Source organism: Sulfurimonas sp. HSL3-1 (genome assembly GCF_039645995.1).
Lineage (GTDB): Bacteria > Campylobacterota > Campylobacteria > Campylobacterales > Sulfurimonadaceae > Thiomicrolovo > Thiomicrolovo diazotrophicus.
Genome location: NZ_CP147920.1, coordinates 1177270 through 1197589, shown reverse-complemented (window position 1 = coordinate 1197589; position 20320 = coordinate 1177270). Strand labels below are relative to the sequence as shown.

Sequence of the window (20320 nt, the reverse complement as noted above, 5' to 3'; positions counted from 1 at the left end):
TCTCTGCCCGGTTCCCCCGGAACAGGCCCGTTTTGCGCGGGATATCCCCTCCCTTTAACACTCCCTTAACACTAAGCTATTAAAATTACATCCTTAACTTAAAAATAATTTAATTATATGATGTTTGTCATCAACGCAGGAATTCAATGGTAGATCATATCAAACGCGACCGAAACGACCTCTACGGCATGCCGCTGCTGGGATACCTCTTCAAGAACCAACGCTTTCTTTTTCTGTTACGGCTGGCCGTGACGGCCCTCTTCTTTTACGCGATCGCCCTGGGCTTCGCCGTACCTGGGAAAGAGAACCTCTATACGCCGGCACTCTTCTGGGGGATTTTCTGGTCACTCTTCATTGTCGTGTCGCTGCCGACCTTCGGGCGCATCTTCTGCGGGATCTGTCCCCACGGATTCCTGGGACACTATCTCACGAAATTCGGCCTGAACAAGCGTATGCCCAAATGGCTTGAAAACCGTTTCATCGGCGTGACGCTGCTCATGGTCGGCTGGTGGGGTGTTTACTACAGCTTCCCCTCCGTGTACCATACCCCTTTCGGTTCGGCCGTGCTCTTCACTGTCATGACCCTGCTCTCTTTTGTCTTCTATCTCGTCTATAAAGAGATGAGCTACTGCAAATACATCTGCCCCATCGGCACCCTGACTCGGGCCTACGAGAAGCTCTCCTTCACGTGGCTAGGAACCTACCAGAGCGCCTGCAGCGAGTGCAAAACCTTTGACTGTGCCAAAGCATGTACACATGGCCTGAGTCCCTTCAACTTTGACAAAAAGAACTCGATGGGAGACTGTACGCTCTGCATGGACTGCTCGGACGCCTGCGAAGCGGTCAGCTTCCGCCTGACCAAGCCCTCGTTTTCGCTCTTTTCGCACTTCAAGATCGAAAAAGCGGAAGTCTGGGCCTACATCCTGATCGTCGCGGCCATCCCCATCACCATGGCGTTCCACCACGGCATGGGACGCAGCGCGATCGCCGACGAATTCATCTGGGCGAAAACGGCGGCGGCGCTTCAGGGGATCGCCGGCCTGGGCGGTATGGATACTGTCGGACTGTTTGCCTTTTTATACGCCGTGCTCTTCTCGGTTGTTGCGGCCACGGCGGGGATGTTCGTCGCGTCCAAAATCCTTCAAAAAGAGTACACCACCGTTTTCTACACCCTCGGGTATGCCTTCGCGCCGCTGTTCATCTTCGGGTCGCTTTCGCATACGCTAGAGATGTTCTTTGTCAGCGGGATGGAAAAGATCGTCGACGGGTTCGCCTACGGCTTCGGCGTGCAGAGCGACTTCACCTCGCCGGCAAGCCGAAAGGATGCATGGGTGCACCTCTTCTCCTACCTGCGGTACGTCGGGGTGGCCTGGGCACTCGTTATCCTCTACAAACGCTTCGGTCTGATCGAGGCGAAAAAGCGCGCCAAAATCCTGGCCTTCCCGTTTGCGGCATCGCTGATCATCTTTTTTGTCGCCGTCAACCTCTACCGAGGCTACATCCTCGACACCTACGGCCGTGCGCAGCGCGGGCACCACAACCACAGCGTCCCCACGGAAAAGTTTTCTAAAAACGCACCGCAGGCAATGCGTGTGACGGCCGGACCTGCCGCAGAACACCCTGCAGGCAGGCTGTAGACCCTGCCGCGCCGTGGCAAAACGGCACCAAATAAAATACGCCTGCCCGGCCGGCAGGCAGAAATAGGCATAGCGTGAACAAAAGCAAGTTAACCGCCCCGGAGCAGACGCCCCTCCCAGAGAGTGAGAACACCCTGTTTGACAAACTGCTGAATTTTTTTATTGAAAACTATAAAATCAACTACACGCTCTTTTTCCTTCTTTTCGCCGCCGGGATCTATACCTATACAATGATCCCCAAGGAGATCTCCCCCGAGATCGAACCCGATACCATGACGATCCGCGGCAGCTACGGCGGCGCCTCCGTCGATGTCCTCAACCGCATGGTCGTGACGCCGCTCGAAGAGGAGACCAAAAACCTGGTCGGCGTCGAGAGCGTCACCTCGGTCATCTCCCCGGGCAGCTTCTCCGTACGCCTCGAGCTCGATAAAGGAGCCGACAAAGCGGAGATGGCCGAATCGATCCGCGACGCCATCGCCCTGGTCGTGCCGACACTCCCCTCCGATATGGACGAGCCTGCGGTCAGGAACGTGGCCCATGCGCGGGGGTTGATGCAGGTATCGGTGCGTTCGGACCGGGTCGGCCTGGACAGGCTCAGGGAACTCGCACAGAAGCTGAAATCCCGGCTGATGGCGATTCCCGGCGTTTCGGACGTCACGATCTTCGGCGATTCCGACCTTTTCTACGAGATCATGCTTGACGAGCGGCGCATCGACGCCTACGGACTGTCACATACGGAAGTGCTCAAAACCATCTCGGAACTCTCCTATATCTACCCCCTCGGCAAGATCGACGACGCCAAGGCCCAGTATTTCCTCTCCGTCGGAAACCAGAAGAAGTTCGTGGACGCATTTGAACAGACCGTGCTCAATATCGGCGACCGCCAGATCGCGCTCAGGGACATCGCCACGGTCACTAAACGCTACGAAGACGCTTCGACGCTGGCGAGCATGAACGGCAAAACCGCCATTACCCTTTCGCTTTCGCAGAACCCGAAAGGAGATGCCATCGCCATTGGGGAACAGATCTATAAACTCCTCGAGAGCATGAAGGTCGACGGCGTCGATTACGATGTCAGGCAGGACCAGACGACGATCATCCAGGAGCGCCTCAATATCGTCATCTCAAATATCCTCTTCGGGATCATCCTCATCACCCTGATGACCTTTGCCCTGATCAATGCGCGCATGGCCTTCATCATCGCGCTGGGCATCCCGACCTCCTTTGTGCTGGGGAGCATCTATTTCTACTTCACCGGGTACAGCATCAATATCAATTCCCTGATCGGGGTCATCATCGCCATCGGTATCATCGTCGACGACGCCATCGTCGTCAGCGAGAACATCCAGCAGTACATCGAAAAAGGGTACGCACCGGCAAAGGCGGCCTTCCTCGGGACGCGGGAGATGGCCAAGCCCGTCACCATCGCCTCGGCCACCACACTCTTCTCCTTTATCCCGCTGCTGATGATCAGCGGCCGGCTCGGCGAGATCGTGCAGATGATCCCCATCGCCTTCAGCGCTCTGGTCATCGCGTCTCTGCTCGAGTCGTTCATCTTCCTGCCGATCCATGCGGTGCACCTGCTCAGCCCCGCCTCGCGCACCCTCTCCTGGGAGGGAGTCAACCGACGCTATTCGGCAGCCCTCCGGCTGCTGATGCGGTATCAGAAAACCTTTTTGCTGCTCTTTGTCATCATCATCCCGCTGCTGATCTACAGCGGTTTCAAACACGCAAAATTCCAGATGTTCCAGCCCTTCGACGCCACCGCCCTGAACATCACCTTCAAAGCGGCCCCGACGACGACCCTCGAGGAGTCCCTCGCCATCGTACAGGCCATCGAGAAGGACCTTCTCAAGGAGCGCGGCCGTTTCGGCGTCGAAAATGTCACGTCGACGGCAGGATACCGGCGCAGCGCCACGGGAGACACCGAGATGTTCCCCTCCGTCGGGTACATCGGCGTCGAACTGCAGAAGAAAAAACCCGACAACTTTATGGACAGCTACATTACCCCCTACCTCAGTTTCTACGACAGCCGGCGCGACAGCGTGCGCGAACGCTCCTCCAAAGCCATCTCGAGGGATCTGCGGGCATGGCTCGTATCCCAGGGCTACAAGGAGCATTACGGACTCGAAGAGCTGATGGTCGTCGAAAAGGGGATGGGCTACGCCAAAGCGGATATCCGTATCGGGCTGATGAGCGACGATTACCAGCAGGCGATCCGGGCGGTCAAAATGCTTGAAACAGAGCTCGGCGCAATCGATGGCATCAAGTATGCCGGCGACAACATCAAACGGGGGATCGACGAGATCAAGATCAAGGTCAACGCCTACGGCGAACAGCTCGGCATCACCGATGCCTATCTGGGCAATTTTGTCTCGGACCTCTATCTCTCCAAACGCATCGGCGTGATCTTCGACGGTCAGAGCCTGCTCGATATCAAGGTCCGCTCCGCCTACCAGGACGATTTTGCGTTTTTCGAATCCCTCGGCGTGCCGCTGAAGAACGGACAGATCGTCCGCCTCCGGGATGTCTGCGATTTCGAGGTGATCACCGCACTGGAGCGGCTTGTCAAGGATGACGGTGAGACCACCTTTTTCGTCTTTGCCAATGTCGACTCGAAAATCATCACCGCCTCCGAAGCGCTTCAGAAGCTCAAACCGACCCTCAGCAGGCTCAAGGCGGAGGGGGTCCGTTTGAAATTCAAAGGCGAAGCGGAACAGAAGAAAGCCCTGGAGACCGATCTCGTGCTGGCGACGGTCCTGTCGGTCATCCTGATTTTTATCGCCATCCTTTACCTCTTTAATTCGATCCGCGAGACGCTGATCGTTGTCTCCGTCATCCCCTTTTCCCTCCTGGGGGTCTTGATGGGGCACGCCCTCATGGGGCTGAACCTCTCCATGCCCTCGCTGATCGGCGCGCTCGGCCTCGCCGGCGTTATCGTCAATGACGGCATCATCATGATGTCCACGCTCCGGCATGCCGGCAGCGCCGACGAGATCCACCTCCTGGCCGGCAGGCGCTTCAGGCCGATCATCCTGACGTCGCTGACGACTCTCGTGGGGCTCTCCTCCCTGATCTTCTTCGCCTCGGGCCAGGCCGCCACCTTCCAGCCTCTCGCGGTCTCGCTGGGATTCGGTCTGGCGTGGGGCACCGTCTTGAACCTCTTCTACCTGCCCGTCATGTACAGCTATGTCCATAAGCAGCGCGTCCCCTCGTGACGCAGGGCATAGCGGTCGTTTCTACACATTCTTATCATATATATTTAATAAATATATTTAATTTAATATTTAATTAACACTCTGTTGCAACAATCCGCATTAACACAATGAACAGAAAGAGAGCTATGAATATAAACCATCTGGCAAAACATACGGCACTGCTTTGTTTCCTGCTCGGAAACAGCGCCGCAATCCATGCTGACGAGAGCATCGCAATCGGTGCCGTGACCGTCGAGTCTACGACGATCGACGACGGCGTCGATTCAAAAACGGGCGTTTCAAACACCATGACCATTACGGGCGAAGAGGTTGAAAAGATCAACCCGCACACCATTACGGACATCCTGAACAGCGTACCGGGTGTCACCCTCTCCAACGTCGGCACCGACAGCGTCAAAGTCCATATCCGGGGAATCGAGAACCAGATGTACATGGGCGAACAGCCCGGCGTCGCCATCGTCATCGACGGCGTCCCGGTCCAGGAGACCTCGGGCAAGATCAACATCGACCTGGACAATATCGAATCGATCAAAGTCATCAAGGGGGGCGCGTCTTACCTCTACGGCAACGACGCCCTCGCCGGCGCGGTCATCATCACGACCAAGAAAGCTAAAGCCGTCTCTTCGTCGAAAGCCGAAGCGGAAGCCGGAAGCTTCAACTCGAAACGCCTGATGGCAACGACCAATCAGAGCTTCGAAAACTCCGCGCTCCAGCTGCAGGGAAGCTACAGGGGCAGTGACGGCTACTGGGATGAATCCTACGTCTCGGTTAAATCGATCAACGGGAAATACTCCTATTACCTCAATGACACCAGCGACATAACGCTGGGGCTTGACTATACCAAACGCGAAACGGGTGACGGCAACAGCGTCCACGGGACCCTCGCGGCGAAAACCGACCCCCGGAGCGAAAACGAGTATTCGTACAGCGGCTACTACAAGACCGACCTGACCAAAGGGTTCGTCACCTACTCCAACTCCTTCGGTGAAGATTCGAACCTGATGCTCAATGTCCATACCTACATCGATGACAAGACCTATAAAACGGCACGGACGAAAACGGACAAGAATGAAATCTGGAACCAGAACGGCGCCAAAGGCGAATACCGCACGGCCTTTGACATCCTGGGTCTCATGACCGGATTCGACCTCCAAAGAAACACCACCGATGAACGGGCATACCTCGCGGCCGACGGCAGCCTCCAGTCCGATTACGCGACAGAGGAGGATATCAACGCGCTGTACGGCGAGATGAAACTCGAAGTGGTCAAGGACCTGACAACCACTTTCAATATCCGCTACGACAACATCCAGCAGCGGTACATCGACCATCAAGAGAGCGCCAACAACGTCAAACCCTCCTATGACGTCGTCTCCTACCGGGCCGGTTTCAACTACGCTCTTTCCAAAAACAATGCGCTTTACGCCAGTGTTTCCACCGGTTTCAGGACCCCGACGGTACGCCAGATGAGCAACAACCAGGCGACCCTGCGGGAGAATCCGGCTGTGGATATTCCCTCGAAGATCGGTATAGAGACATCCTACAACTATGAGATCGGCCTGCGCGGCCGGTATGCCGGACTCACCTATAACGCATCGGTCTACCAACTCGACCGGAAAGATTACATCGGAAGAATCGCCGGGAGCTATATCACCTCCGACGATGAGAACGAAAGCAACTACGACAACGTCGGGGATATGCGCAGCAGGGGCTTCGAGCTCTCCGTGCAGAGTGACCGGAGCAAAACGGTCGCGTTTGACCTGGCCTATACCTACCTCGACGCGGTCTTTACACGCTACTGGCTCTCCCAGCAGGTCACCGCGGACCCCGACGGCAGAGGGCCGCTCACGGGCGACTTCGAACGCATAGACCTCTCCGGCAACCAGGTGCCGAGAACGCCCAAACACACCGTCAAACTGACGCTCTATTACCAGCCGAACTCCAAAGCGACACTTATCACGGAGCTGCTGGCAAAAAGCAGTTATTTTGCGGATGAGGTCAATGCGCACAAACTGAGCGGATACGAGGTCGTTAACCTGATCGGCGAATACCGCTTCAGCGACGCTTTTGAAATGTTCGCACGATTCGACAACCTGCTGGATAGAAAATACTACCAGTTCGTCAACATCAATTCATCCGCATTGGCGACGATGGCGGAAGACGCCACGGTCAGGGTCGCCCCTCCCCGGGCGTTCTACGCCGGTATGCGCTACCGCTTCTAATTTCCCCGGGCGGGGACAACCGCACTTTCGGAACCGCCGACATTTCGCCGTTTTATCGTGATCATCACGACGGTCGACCCAAATCTATCATAGCATCAGTCACCCCGCAGCCTCAATGACATCAACTTCTCATCACCACTATTTCATTTTAAATTGCCAATGAAGTATAATGGATGAAAACTGTTTCGCACATTTAAGAATACATATGCGTATATGGTATGTGGAAGGAGATAAATGGAATACCCGCCTGCAGAGCAAATTGAGCGTGCCCTTAGCGAATGGATTACAGCACTCGATGTCATCCAGGATCCCATCTTTCTCCACGACAAAGACTTTCGCATCATACGCTGTAATAAAGCCTATCAACACTATGCCGGTCTCTCCTACCCGCAAATTATCGGTCAATTCTACTATGACGTTTTCCCGATAAACGACGGCCCGTTGCCTCATTGCAGACGAGCAAAAGAGGATGCACATACCGATTCGGCAGAAGATGAGGTCCGGGTCGGAAGCACCCTGTTCCGGTCCCGTTCCTACGTCGTGAACAGTGAGGCCGGAACCTACCTCTATTCTATTCATATTCTTGAGAACATAACGGATCAAAAACATGCAGAGCATATGCTCCGCCAAGAAAAGCGCTTCTCCGAAAAGCTGATCGAGAGTATTCCCGACATCTTTTTCCTGATCGACAAGCAGGGGCGTCTTATTCAGTGGAATAAACGGGTAGAACAGCTGATGGGTATAGCGCCCGAACAACTGCGGCATTCCAGTGCACTGCAATTTGTTCATTACGGGGACAAAGAGCAGGTAAAGCACCGTCTCTCCGAAACCCTCGCGGACGGTAACAGCACATCCGAAGCCCGCCTGCTGACAAAAAACGGCATCCGCCACTATGCCCTGACAACCAAGCAAGTCGTATTGCCCGGCGGCGATGCCATTATCGGCATCGGCATCGACATCACCAAACGTAAAAATGTTGAGCGGCAGATCCTCCGCGAACGGGATTTCAATCGCGATCTTGTCGAAACCGCGCCGGCGATCATATTGGTACGCGACTTGAAAGGGCGGATTACCCGTTTCAACCGATATATGGAAACGCTGTCAGGCTATGCATTCGATGAGGTGAAGGACCGGTCGTGGTTCGAACTCTTCATACCGGAAACAGACCGGGAACATGCCGAAAACCTTTTTCAGCATGCGCTGTCTGATCTGCCAACAAACGGTTACAGCAATGCCATTATGACACGGGAAGGGGAAGCCCGCCAGATCGAATGGTACGACAAAAGACTCCAGGACGCCCATGGTAATACGGAGGGGCTTCTTTCGATCGGTATGGATATTACAGAGCAGCGGAAACTCCTGGAACAGCTTGAACTTTTCCACTCTCTTTTTGACAAATCGATGGATGCCGTTCACATCGTCGACCCGGAAACAATGCGCTTTCTGGATATTAATGAAACGGCTTGCCGCCAACTCGGCTACAGCCGCGAGACATTGATGAAGAAGTCCGTACTTGACATCGACCCCAACATCACCCCGGAACGGACCAAAAGCATCATAGCAGGTATAGATCAAGACGACAATATGCGTTTTGAAAGCATCAACCGCCGGAGAGACGGTTCGACTTTTCCCGTAGAGGTCAGTATTTCGATCACGAAAGTCGATAAACCCTATTTCCTTGCCATCGTACGCGACATCAGTGAAGCAAAGGCGTCCGAAGCCGCACTGAACAGAGCCAACCGTGCCCTTCGAACGCTATCAGAGGGCAATCTTGCTCTGGTACGTGCGACGGATGAAAAAATGCTTCTTCGCGATGCCACAAGTGTGATCGTCGAATACGGCGGCTACAGCCTAGCCGTTGTCCATTATGTTGAAAACGGTCCCTACAAACGGCTAAATCCCGTCGCCTGGGCCGGCTACAAAAAACAGGAGTACTGGATTGAAGATCAGCGTTGTGACGCGACGGATCGGGGGCGTTTCCCGGCCGGCACGGCGGTCCGGGAGAGGAAGACGAATATCTGTCGGGACATCGGGAGCAGCGACTGCTATCCCGAATGGAAACAAGCTGCCGCCATGCAAGGCTACGTTTCAAATATTGCCCTTCCCCTTTTTGACGACGGCAGGGTATTCGGGTCTCTGAGCATCTATTCAACCCTTTCGGAGCCCTTTGACAATGATGAAGTCTCTCTGCTCGAAGAGCTTGCCGGAGACCTCGCCTACGGGATCCTCAATCTGCGCACGCGTGCGGCGCATGACCGCCACGAAGCCCTGCTGCGCGAAAGTCTGGAGCAATCCATCCAGGCCATCGCCGCGACGGTCGAATCACGCGACCCATACACCGCCGGGCATCAAAATCGCGTCGCCGAGCTTGCCACGGCGATCGCCCGGGAGATGGGGCTGGATGATGAGCGGATCCGCGGAATCGGTTTCGCCGGAATCATACACGATCTCGGCAAGATCCATATCCCCGCAGAGATCCTCTCGAAACCCGGCAGACTGAGCAATATCGAGTACCAGTTGATCCAGACCCACCCGGAAGCCGGATACGACATCGTCAAAGACGTCAACTTCCCCTGGCCGATCGCGCAGATCATTTTGCAGCATCACGAGCGTCTTGACGGCAGCGGCTATCCCCAGGGGCTGAAAGGCGATGCCATCTTGCTTGAAGCGAAGATCATCGCCATCGCTGATACGGTCGACGCCATCTCGTCTCACCGGCCTTACCGTTCGGCACGGGGTATTGAGACGGCGATGCGGGAAATTCAGGAGGGTAAGGGAAGCGCCTTCGACCCCGAGGCGGTCGAAGCCTGTGTCCGCCTCTTTATGGAGAAGGGGTTCGAGTTCTCAACGGAATCACCGCTCATCACGTTAAACTGAAGCGCCGGCAGCCGTTTTAGGAGAGTTTCGCAATCGTATCGCCGAAGCGGACCTTCCGGCCAGCTTCCACGCTTAACGCCATCCCCGCTTTTTCGGTGATCATGACAATGGTCGATCCCATCTCGAAGCAGCCGAAATCGTCCCCTTTTTTCAGATAGAGATCATCAAAGGCGTACGCGGTCGGCTGCTGGGCGTCCGCATTCGTCTGGATGCGCGGCTCGAAACTGACCTGCATCTTCCCGACGTTGAGCGCACCCACAAGGACAAGGTAAAAGAGCCGCCCCTGCTGGTTCTCGCACTCCAGGACGACCCGCTCGTTTTCGATAAAGAGGTCGGCACGCTTGTTGAGCGAAGGCATATTGACAGGGTAGAGCTTGCCGGGGATATGCACCGCCTTAAGCACCTTCATATTCGTCGGCACGTGATAGCGGTGGTAGTCGCGGGGCGAGAGGTAGAAGTTCATGAACTGTCCGTGCTCGATGCGGTCCTTGTTCGCATCGTCGATCTCGCTCCCTAGCAGCTCCCGGACGCAGTAGGACATCCCCTTGATCTGCAGCGCCCGCGTCGCATCGAGGTCCCCGCATTCGGTGATCAGGCTGTCGCACGGTGAGATAAGGTCGTCTGCGTCATTAGAGAAATGGCGCGAGGCCTTGAGAGTGCGGGTGAAGAGCGCGTTGAGGGAACGATAGGTGGAGGGTGCGTAGAACTCGCTCATGTCCAGTCCCATGATGCTGACGTACCCCTGGTTGACGATTTTTTGGAACCAGCGGGGAAACTCTTTGGACGCGAACCGTCCGAACTGCTGCGAAATGGTGTTGGTGATATGGCGTGTCATGCTTCCTCGTCGTTGTCAATTTTGCGTTTGGCGATCTCTTCGATCAGTACGGTCGCGTAGGAGCCTTTGGGGAGCGTAAAGTGCAGTTCGTACCAGGCTTCCTCCTCACGGTATTTGCCCTCAACCTCTTCGGGAAAAACCCAGGCATAGCGGCGCTGACCGTCGATCTCGTGGACGGCGTCATACGCCTTTTCGAAGTCCCGGGAGAGCCCCGTGGAGCGTTTGGCCCGTTTGCCGACCAGCAGGCCCGTCGGAACAATGTCGCGCTCGTTGAAGCGTTCGATATCCTCCGCGTCACCGTCGAATTCGAAAGGGCGGCCGTGCGGGTAGTGCATCATGACGTCCCCCTCGATGAGCTTGTAGGGGTGCGGCTGCTGCGCCAGCTTTTGCAGCTGATCTTCGGGGATGTTGAGCAGCGGCGATATCTCTTTGGCATCAAAGTTGCCGATCAGCGTGCTCACCTCGATGCGGCGGCTCAGCCAGAGGTTGAAGAGGTGGCTTTGATATGCATTAATATAAAGCCGTTTCAGCTTGACGTTGCGCTCCTTGATCTTCCCGCGCAGCAGGGCCTCACCCTTCTTCCAGTTCTCCCCGCCGATGCCGAACCGCTGATAGCCGAAAAAGTTCGGCATGCCGTAGGCGGCTATCTGTTTCAGCGCCTCGTCGATCTTCTTGGCCGCCGTCGGCGTCACCTTCTTGAGACGAATAAAAAAGCGGTTCCCCTTGAGGTGTCCCATGTGGATCTTGTTCTTGTGGTAGGTCTTCTCGAGAATCTTCACGTTCTCGTGGCTGAACCCCTCCAGTTTCTTCTCAAACTTCTTCGGCAGCGAGATGTACTGCGTCGTCATCGCGTTCTTGTCTTTGAGACCGGCATACCCGATCTCCTTGCCTTTGATGCCGAGGTACTTCGCCAGCAGGGAGATGAGGTCCCAGGTGGAGAGGTTCTTTTTGCGCACATGCAAGATGAGGTGTTCGCCGTTGCCCGTAAAAGGGTAAAGCGGAATTTCGTTGACGACAAAGTCGCGTACGCTCTGTTTGAAAACGAAGGGGATCGGTGCATGCTGCAGGTAGTAGAAACGGTCCATGGTACTCTTTAAAAGTGGTGTGATTTGCACGGGTTTTTGTAGCGGGTCCGTGCGGCCCGGGCGAAAACGGTCAATGGCGTTCGGTGTTTGCGCGCCAGATACTCGACGCGCTTTCGCATCCGCGGCGGGAAAGCGACGAGCATCTCGTACTCCTCCCCGCTGCACCCCGCCGATTTGCCGAGGGGGCGGAAAAAGGAGAAGCCTGTCCGGTTGAGGTCGGCCAGGCGCTGCAGGTCGGTGTAGATCCCGTCCGAGATGTCCATCCCCGCCCGTAGATATGGCGCGGCATCGGCGATGAACTCCCGGCGCAGCCGCGGCCGCACATAGTGCGACTGCGCGTGCGCCCTGCGGCCCGCCAGCAGATACTGCAGCTCCCGCTTTGCTTTGCCGACGCTGCCCGTGAAGGCCAGCAGATCGCCCCTCTTAATCCCGCTGCGTCGCAGCGGACGCCGCGTTTCCGAGACGATGGTCAGCGAAATGATGAGCCGCTCGCTTTTGACGGTATCCCCGCCGATGAGTTCGCATCCGAAGGCCGCCGAGGCCTCGACGAATCCCGCCGCCAGGGCATCTGCCTCGCCCGCAGTGAACGAGGATGGAATACCGATTGCAAGCAGTGCGTAACGCGGCACTGCATTCATCGCCACGGCATCCGAGATGTTGACCGCGAATGCCTTGTAGGCGATCTGGCGCGGCGTCATCCATGCGCGTTTGAAATGCGTCCCCTCGATGAATGCATCGTTCGAATAGACAGTAGAACCGATCACGGCCCCGTCATCCCCGATCTGCTTTGACGCAGCGGAGACGGAAGCGATAAAACGTTTTTCCAGATCCATAATAAGAGGAGAATTTTACTCCACTCTCGCTTGCGGCGCCTTTACGCAGGGAGTGTCATAAGTGTCACTTAATAAAACACCAATTAAAATTAGTAAAAAACCACATACAGGACATCAATGAAAACGTCGATCAAGAAGCTCCTAAGTTCGGTGCAGTTCAACGCAACGCTGCTCATACTGTTCACCCTTCTGAGCGGATTGCTCCTCGCCAGTTCCTATGCTACCTACAAGCGGATCGACAATATGGCTGAGCAGGAGAGGCTCGTCCACTCCCTCGCAAAGATGGACCGTGCGGACCCCGCCCTCGACCGTATCCGCGCCAGCGGCGTCCTCAGCCGCCTGCCGATCCTGATCGACGCCCTCGACAGCGAGAACGTCTACGAGATCGCCAACAGCCTTATCTTCAGAGAGGCGAAAACCCGCAGCAAATACACCAACCTGCTCCGCGAACGTGACAGAGTCCTGAACGCATCGGCCTCGGCCTATTTCAACGCCAGCGTCGATTCCCCTTCCAGACGCGACGACATGCTCAGAGCCGTCGAAAACTATACCACGCTCTTCTACCCGCTGACCAAGCTGCAGAACAACACCCTCTACCAGTACAGCCTGCTCGTAGGCGCGATGCTGATCCTGGTCCTGCTTTGGGGCTTCGTCGTCATGACCGCTGCCCGCAACGCCTCTAAAACGATTCTGGGTGACATTTATGCGCTTCATCCCCAGGAGGGAGCCACCCGCGCCTCGGTCAAGTTCAAAACGACCGAGATCAACACCATCGCTTTGAAAATACGCCAGGAGAGCGGTGACGCAGCTTCCGCCAACGGCAAGAAGGATGAGGTGACGCAGCTCCCCAACTACGAAGGGGTGAAAATCGGCTTTGACCGCCGGCCGAAAGCCTCCAAGGATATGCACGCCTTCGTCTGCATCTTCGAGATCGACAACTATTCCAAGCTTGTCAACCATTTCCCGCAGAGCGTCATCGACCCGATTTTGATCAAGATCACCTCCATCATGAAACTGCACAAAATGCAAAATGACCAGATCGGACGCATCCACGGCGGCCAGTTCATTGCCGTACTGCTGCGCAGCGACAAACATAAAGCGCTGGAAGAGTGTAACCATATCAGACAGATGATCGAAGAGAACCGTTTCAAAATGCCACACGACTCCTTCCCCATCACGCTCAGCGGCGGCTTTGCCTCAAAAACCGCCTCCCAGACCCTCGACGATGCCGTCAAAAACGCCAAAGAGCGCCTGAGAATGGCTCAGGAGAAGGGCGGTAACTGCGTTTCCGATACGAATAACAATACGAAAATGTTATAGATTTTCCCTCCAAAGGCCCCATTTGTGGGCCTTTCTGGTTCATTTTGTAACACCTTTCCCTTCCGCTCTCCAGCCAGAACCGTTTAACCGAAACCTACCCTTTCAATCGCTATAATCTGACGCATATTTACGTTTACGAAGGAAGGTTATGAGTATTCCTATTTATACTTATGATGCGGTAATCGTCGGTTCCGGTCTGGCAGGTTCTGCGGCTGCCAGAGAGCTGAAACAAGCCGGCAAGAACGTCGCCGTCATTACCAAACTCCACCCGCTGCGTTCGCACTCCGGTGCGGCGCAGGGCGGTATCAACGCTGCGCTCAGCGATGTCGACAGCATCGAGCTGCACGAATTCGACACCGTCAAGGGTGCGGACTACCTCGCCGACCAGGACGCGGTTGAGCTGATGTGTCAGAAAGCCCCGGAAACGATCCGCTGGGCAGAGCGCATGGGAGCGGCCTTCAGCCGTACCGACGACGGTAAGATCGCCCAGCGCCCCTTCGGAGGCCAGTCCTCCCCGCGCGCCTGTTTCGCGAAAGACCGTACGGGTCTGACCCTGCTTCAGACGATCTACGAGCAGGCGCTGCGCGTCGGCGTCGACTTCATCGACGAGTGGTACGCCGCCGACATTATTTACGAAGACGGCAAGGTCAGCGGTGTCGTCGCCTTCAATATTCGTAACCAGGAAAAGGCGATCTTCAACGCCAAGGCCGTTATGTTCGCCACCGGCGGTTACGCCCGCGCGTTCAAGATCAGCTCCAACGCCCACGCCAATACCGGTGACGGCCTCTCCATCGTTGCGCGCCACGGCCTCCCGCTGGAGGACATGGAATTCGTCCAGTTCCACCCGTCAGGCCTTTCGGGCAGCGGTATCCTCATCTCCGAGGCGGCCCGCGGCGAAGGCGGAAAACTGCTCAACTCCGAAGGCGAGCGCTTCATGGAGCGCTACGCGCCGAACAAGCTTGAACTGGCTTCCCGCGACGTCGTCGCCCGCGCCATCATCAACGAGATCCGTGAAGGGCGCGGGGTCGGACCGCGCAAAGACGCCGTCTACATCGACCTGACCCACCTGGGCAAAGAGAAGATCATGGAGCGCCTGCCCGAGCTGCGCGACCTGGCTATCACCTTCCTCGGCCTCGACATGATCAAAGAGCCCATTCTTATCTCCGCGACGGCGCACTACTCCATGGGCGGTATCCCGGTCGATATCGACGGACACGTCCGCAAGAACAACGACGAACTCGTCGAAGGCTTCTACGCGGCGGGTGAATGTGCCTGCGTCAGCGTCCACGGTGCGAACCGCCTCGGTGCCAACTCCGTCCTCGAAGCCCTGCTCTTCGGCCGCCACGTCGGTCAGAGCATGGTCAATGACATCGAGACGCTCTACCTCCGCGAGGCGGAACAGTCCGATGCCGACACGATGATCACAGAGATGGAGCGTATCCTCACCAATAACGGCAAAGAGACGGTACCGGGCCTGCGTAACGAACTGCAGCAGAGCATGACCGACAATGCCGGCGTCTTCCGTACCGAGGAGACCCTCTCCAAGCAGGTCGAGATCGTCAAAGCACTGCGCAAGCGCTTCGAAAACATCCGTATCGACGACAAGTCCAAGATCTTCAACACGGACCTCCAAGAAGCGATCGAACTGGGCCACATGCTTGACTATGCCCTCTTCATCGTTGAAAGCGCCCTGGCGCGCAAAGAGAGCCGCGGCGCGCACTACCGCGAGGACTTCACGACACGCGACGACGAAGCCTTCATGAAGCACACTATGGCGTACATGGATGCAAACGGTGAGATCAGCCTCGACTACATGGCGGTCACACCGGGCAAATTCGAACCGCAAGAGCGTACATACTAAGGGGAAGATGATGACGACTATTACAACACAAACCATTACATTCAACGTGTTCCGCTTCAACGCCGAAACGGACTACCTTCCCCACTACAAGACGATCGAGATGGAGGTCACCTCCGAAGAGGTCGTCCTCGATATCCTCAACCGCATCAAGTGGGACGTCGACGGTAGCTTCAGCTACCGCCGCAGCTGCCGCCACGGGATCTGCGGCGCCTGTGCCATCAAAGTCAACGGCAAAGGCGTCCTGGCCTGTAAAGAGCGCATGAACGACCTGATCGAGCTCTTCGGCACCGAGCTGACCCTCGAGCCGCTCAGCATCAAGCGCGCGGTCAAGGACATGATCATCGACAAAGAGGACTTCTGGAAGAAGCACGAGCAGGTCAAACCCTATCTCATCGACGAGATCGACGAACACCCGGAGAGCGAAAACCTCGTCACACCGAAAGAGGAAGCGCAGTTGCTCGAGGCCGACTACTGTATCCAGTGCGGTCTGTGCCACTACTCCTGTCCGTCGCTTGAGAACAACGAATCCTACATCGGGCCTGCCGCGTTTGCCGCCGCCTACCGCTTTAACGCCGACGTGCGCGACAAAGCGACCCTCGATCGTCTTGACATCGTCAATGCGCCGGACCAGGGTGTCTGGGACTGTGTCAAATGTTTCGAGTGCCAGGAGGTCTGTCCCAAAGAGGTCAACCCGATCGAAAAGATCACGAAGCTGCATAACCAGGTCTTCGAGAACGGCGTTGCCATCAACAACGTCGCGACGCGCCACGCCGTCGGCTTCGCACACTCCATCAAGAAGCACGGTCTGCTGGATGAAGCGGAACTCGTCCGCTACTCCGAGGGTACGGTCCCGATGCTGATGAAACACGGCAAGGTCGGATTCAAGATGTTCAAGGTCGGCAAAGTCGTCATGCCGTGGAACATGCCGAAATCGGACAAACTCGACGAGGTCAAGGCCCTGATCAAATCGTCGTCAACGGTCAAATTCTAAGGATAAGTCATGGAAAAGAAACTCACATACGCCCTTTTTACAGGATGTACCGCCAAGGAGAGTACGCCGGAGCAGTTGATGTCGACGTACGCCGTCGCCGAAAAGCTCGGTATCGAACTCGTTGAGCTTTCCGAAGCGACCTGCTGCGGCGCGTCCCACCTGCAGGACTATGACGATTTCCTGTCGCTTGTCCTCAACGCGCGCAACATCTGCTACGCGGAATCCCGTGGGATGACGATGGTCACCATCTGTAATACCTGCCAGCTCAACACGGCGATGACGAAGCACCGCCTCGACAACGACCCGGAGCTCAAAGCCCGCGTCAACGAGAAGCTCGCCGAAGTCGGCCTGGAGTACAAAGGTACCTCCGAGATCACCCACTTCCTCTACGCGATCATCGACGACTTCGGTCTCGAGACGCTCAAAGAGAAGGTTGTCACGCCGCTCTCTCAGTTCAATATCGCTCCCTTCTACGGCTGTCACAACATCCGCCCTTCCGAGCTGCAGAACGAAACGCACGGCAAAGCGGAGAACCCGTACAACCCGAACTCTCTGGATGACCTCATTGTCACCCTGGGCGGCGTCAACGTCGACTACGAAGAGAAGAACAAGTGCTGCGGATTCCACGCGGAGCTCCAGGCGCCGAAAACGGCTGCCCTGCTCACCGGTAAAGCCCTGATGGGTGCCATGGATGCCAACGCGGACTGGATGGTCACACCCTGCCCGCTGTGCCACCTGAAACTCGACACCCAGTACGAGCACGCCGGCCACGCCGTCGGCCGCGACGTCAAGATGCCGGTCCTACACATGCAGCAGATGGTCGGCCTGGCCCTGGGCTGCACGCCGGCCGAACTCGGTCTCAAGCACCACGTCTCCAAGGTCAACTTCGTCTAACGACTACACGGGGCGCTGCCTGCGCCTCTCCCCTGCTCTCACAAGGTACATTCAATGTCCGATACAATCGAAATACTTTCATGGAACGTCAACGGTATCCGCGCCGTCGCCAACAAGCAGGCACTCAAATGGGTCGATGAACGCCGTCCGGATATTCTCTGTCTCCAGGAGATCAAAGCCACAGCGTCCCAGTTCCCCGACGACCTCTTCGATACCAACTACGCGACGCTGACCATCAATAGCGGCGAGCGAAAAGGCTACTCCGGTACGGCAACCTTCTCACACCTCGTTCCCGACTCCTCCGAGTTCTGCCTCGACATCGACAGCGAGCACGAAGGGCGCATCATCCAGCATGACTACGACGATTTCACCCTCTTTAACGTCTACTTCCCCAACGGCCAGAAGGACGATGAGCGCCTCGCGTACAAGATGGCCTTTTACGAGAAGTTCCTCACCTACTGCGACGCGCTGCGCGACGAAGGAAAAAGCATCGTCATCTGCGGGGACGTTAACACGGCACACCGCGAGATCGACCTGAAAAACCCCAAGTCCAATGCCAAGACCTCCGGCTTTCTGCCCGAAGAGCGCGCGTGGATCGATAAGCTCGTCGAACACGGTTACATCGACACTTTCCGTTACGTGCACGGCGACATTGAGGAGGAGTACAGCTGGTGGTCCTACCGTTTCAGCGCCCGCACGAAGAACGTGGGGTGGCGGATCGACTATTTCTTCATCTCCGACGACCTGACCGAGGTACTTGAAGACGCCTTCATCCTCCAGGACATCGAAGGCTCCGACCACTGCCCCGTCGGCATCCGCCTCGCGCTGTAGTGCTTCACACCGGTTATATATTTCGCTAAATAATTTTGTGGAGCAGCCCCCGAAAGGGGGCCTGTTTCGTATGAAAGTGCAGCTTAGAGTCTGGTCAGCAGGACAATGACAAACGGCACAGGCGCTTTAGGGGCCTTTGCCGCTTCGAAAACGCCGCAGAACGCCTTGGCGACCTCAAAGATCTGCGGCAGGGTATATTCGTGCTCGTAAGCTTCGTCAAGCACCTCTTTCGTCTTGTCGACGATAATCCCGATCTCGTCGCAGTCGATGTCGTGGGAGTGGATCTCTTTATCCCATTTGCAGGCGTGGTGAAAGGTGTGGAAGTAGCCTTCGATATCTTCATCGCTCAGGTCGTCGAGCAGGTGGTACTGACGGACAAAATCGATTACCTCGTGGAGTTTGCAGGTCATTAGTTTCCTTTTTACTTTCGTTGCACTAAAATATGCATAACATATTCGCGTGCACATAATTTAACATCCATTACTCCGATCACAAGGCAAAATATGAACATTCAAGTCGTCAAAGCAGATTATTCCAGTGAAAAGCACAAAGCAGAGATCCCCATGATGCTCGACGCCTATGCGCGTGACCCTATGGGCGGCGGAAAGCCTCTGGATGAAGTGGTAAAACACAACCTGGTCTCAGAGCTTTCAACACGCCCCTACGCCTTCTCCGTCATCGCCTACGCCGACGGAGAGCCGGCGGGAGTGGCCAACTGTTTCGAGGGGTTTTCCACCTTCGCCTGCAAACCCCTCGTCAACATCCACGACATCACCGTCCTTCCCAAATACAGAGGGCTGGGCATCAGCCAGAAACTGCTGGAAAAAGTCGAAGAGATCGCCGCTGAAAAAGGCTGCTGCAAAATTACCCTGGAAGTGCTTGGCAATAACGCAGTCGCCCAGGGTGCCTACAGGAAATTCGGCTTCGCCGCCTACGAGCTTGACCCCAAAGCGGGAAGCGCGCAGTTTTGGGAAAAGAAACTGTAAGCCAGCAAATCTTCGTCATAAAGAAGAGCCATTCCACTCCAATGTATGATTAACATCGAAAACTGCTAATAGACCCACAACATGTTAATCCATCCCCGGATATCGATAATAATCATGTATACATTTTTATTCTACAGCACATCGAAAGATTTAAAATATTTCATATTGTTATTATTTTTGCAGGATTTTCTAACCAAAAAAGTTCTATAGTACACTCAAATGTAATCTAATTAATAGTTAACTGAAGAGGAAGTGATGACAAGTAACACTATTCCAAAATCCCAGATCAAGCTATATTGGAAAATCTGGTTTACGCTTATCGCTTGCCTATTTATCCTTCGTTTTTCTTTGCCTCACCTTACTGAAACGGATTTTGCTTTCACGTTATTCAACTGCTACATGATTCCAACATGGATTGCTATTATGGTTCTAAACATAATAGAAGAATATAGACTAAGAAACTATCTTGAAGAAAATCATCACCAAACATGGGAACACATCACACATGTTTCAGGCTTTGGCTCAGGTGGATACAACAGCCTTCGTACTCTGTCTTTTGTCAACTCCGATGATGATCTGTCTGACCCAGTTGTCAAAGAACTGAAGCTGAACTATAAACGGTTCACAACACTTGCTTTGACTGTATTTTTTACAATACCTATATTATTTTTAGTCATAGTGGTGCTGCCTTGGAGCAGCTAACAAATCTCTGCACACCAATATGAGCTCC

Annotated in this window: 15 protein-coding genes and 1 pseudogene; 12 read left to right on the top strand and 4 right to left on the bottom strand. The window is 55.4% G+C overall.

Annotated features, from left to right (window positions below):
* The first annotated feature begins 146 nt into the window (after positions 1-146).
* From WCY31_RS06115 to WCY31_RS06100, 5 genes and pseudogenes are all read left to right on the top strand, one after another.
* On the top strand, positions 147-1637 hold the full coding sequence (locus WCY31_RS06115) for a 4Fe-4S binding protein (RefSeq protein WP_345973695.1): 1491 nt from the start codon (positions 147-149) through the stop codon (positions 1635-1637).
* A gap of 74 nt (positions 1638-1711) precedes the next feature.
* Positions 1712-4855, top strand: coding sequence for an efflux RND transporter permease subunit (locus WCY31_RS06110; protein WP_345971415.1), 3144 nt, complete (start codon positions 1712-1714; stop codon positions 4853-4855).
* A gap of 125 nt (positions 4856-4980) precedes the next feature.
* The gene (locus WCY31_RS06105; RefSeq protein ID WP_345973693.1) at positions 4981-7077 is read left to right on the top strand and encodes a TonB-dependent receptor; all 2097 of its coding nucleotides are present in this window, start codon (positions 4981-4983) and stop codon (positions 7075-7077) included.
* 234 nt (positions 7078-7311) lie between these two features.
* Positions 7312-7665: pseudogene (locus WCY31_RS12785) on the top strand (PAS domain-containing protein); the annotation flags it as partial.
* A gap of 30 nt (positions 7666-7695) precedes the next feature.
* On the top strand, positions 7696-9954 hold the full coding sequence (locus WCY31_RS06100) for a PAS domain S-box protein (protein ID WP_345973691.1): 2259 nt from the start codon (positions 7696-7698) through the stop codon (positions 9952-9954).
* A 16-nt stretch (positions 9955-9970) separates the two neighbouring features.
* Here the strand turns inward: WCY31_RS06100 and WCY31_RS06095 are convergent, their stop codons facing one another.
* From WCY31_RS06095 to WCY31_RS06085, 3 genes are read right to left on the bottom strand one after another with little or no spacing between them, the layout of a single operon-like run.
* A complete protein-coding gene (locus tag WCY31_RS06095) occupies positions 9971-10789 on the bottom strand; it encodes a phosphatidylserine decarboxylase (protein ID WP_345973690.1) in 819 nt (272 codons plus the stop codon).
* Positions 10786-11874: a tRNA pseudouridine(13) synthase TruD gene (gene truD, locus WCY31_RS06090; RefSeq protein ID WP_345971411.1), complete on the bottom strand. Its 1089-nt coding sequence runs from the start codon at positions 11872-11874 to the stop codon at positions 10786-10788. The genes WCY31_RS06095 and truD overlap by 4 nt, the downstream gene beginning before the upstream one ends.
* An 8-nt stretch (positions 11875-11882) precedes the next feature.
* On the bottom strand, positions 11883-12707 hold the full coding sequence (locus WCY31_RS06085; protein ID WP_345973689.1) for a thiamine-phosphate kinase: 825 nt from the start codon (positions 12705-12707) through the stop codon (positions 11883-11885).
* A gap of 117 nt (positions 12708-12824) precedes the next feature.
* On the opposite strand from WCY31_RS06085, the gene WCY31_RS06080 reads away from it, so the two are divergent.
* From WCY31_RS06080 to WCY31_RS06060, 5 genes are all read left to right on the top strand, one after another.
* The gene (locus WCY31_RS06080; RefSeq protein ID WP_345973687.1) at positions 12825-14027 is read left to right on the top strand and encodes a diguanylate cyclase; all 1203 of its coding nucleotides are present in this window, start codon (positions 12825-12827) and stop codon (positions 14025-14027) included.
* Between the two features lie 148 nt (positions 14028-14175).
* Complete coding sequence (gene sdhA / locus WCY31_RS06075; protein WP_345973685.1) at positions 14176-15888, top strand: succinate dehydrogenase flavoprotein subunit; 1713 nt, start codon at positions 14176-14178, stop codon at positions 15886-15888.
* 10 nt (positions 15889-15898) lie between these two features.
* Positions 15899-16879: a succinate dehydrogenase/fumarate reductase iron-sulfur subunit gene (locus WCY31_RS06070; RefSeq protein ID WP_231021180.1), complete on the top strand. Its 981-nt coding sequence runs from the start codon at positions 15899-15901 to the stop codon at positions 16877-16879.
* A gap of 9 nt (positions 16880-16888) precedes the next feature.
* Complete coding sequence (locus WCY31_RS06065) at positions 16889-17773, top strand: CoB--CoM heterodisulfide reductase iron-sulfur subunit B family protein (protein ID WP_345973684.1); 885 nt, start codon at positions 16889-16891, stop codon at positions 17771-17773.
* 54 nt (positions 17774-17827) lie between these two features.
* Entirely contained in the window at positions 17828-18604 is a 777-nt protein-coding gene (locus tag WCY31_RS06060; protein WP_345973682.1) for an exodeoxyribonuclease III, read from the top strand.
* Positions 18605-18687: 83 nt separating this feature from the next.
* On the opposite strand, the gene WCY31_RS06055 is transcribed toward WCY31_RS06060, so the two are convergent.
* Positions 18688-19014, bottom strand: a complete 327-nt coding sequence (locus WCY31_RS06055; protein ID WP_345971404.1) for a hypothetical protein — start codon at positions 19012-19014, stop codon at positions 18688-18690.
* 93 nt (positions 19015-19107) lie between these two features.
* Here WCY31_RS06055 and WCY31_RS06050 point away from each other — a divergent pair, with 93 nt between their 5' ends.
* Entirely contained in the window at positions 19108-19590 is a 483-nt protein-coding gene (locus tag WCY31_RS06050; protein WP_345973681.1) for a GNAT family N-acetyltransferase, read from the top strand.
* A gap of 255 nt (positions 19591-19845) precedes the next feature.
* The gene (locus tag WCY31_RS06045) at positions 19846-20292 is read left to right on the top strand and encodes a hypothetical protein (RefSeq protein ID WP_345973680.1); all 447 of its coding nucleotides are present in this window, start codon (positions 19846-19848) and stop codon (positions 20290-20292) included.
* Positions 20293-20320 lie beyond the last annotated feature (28 nt).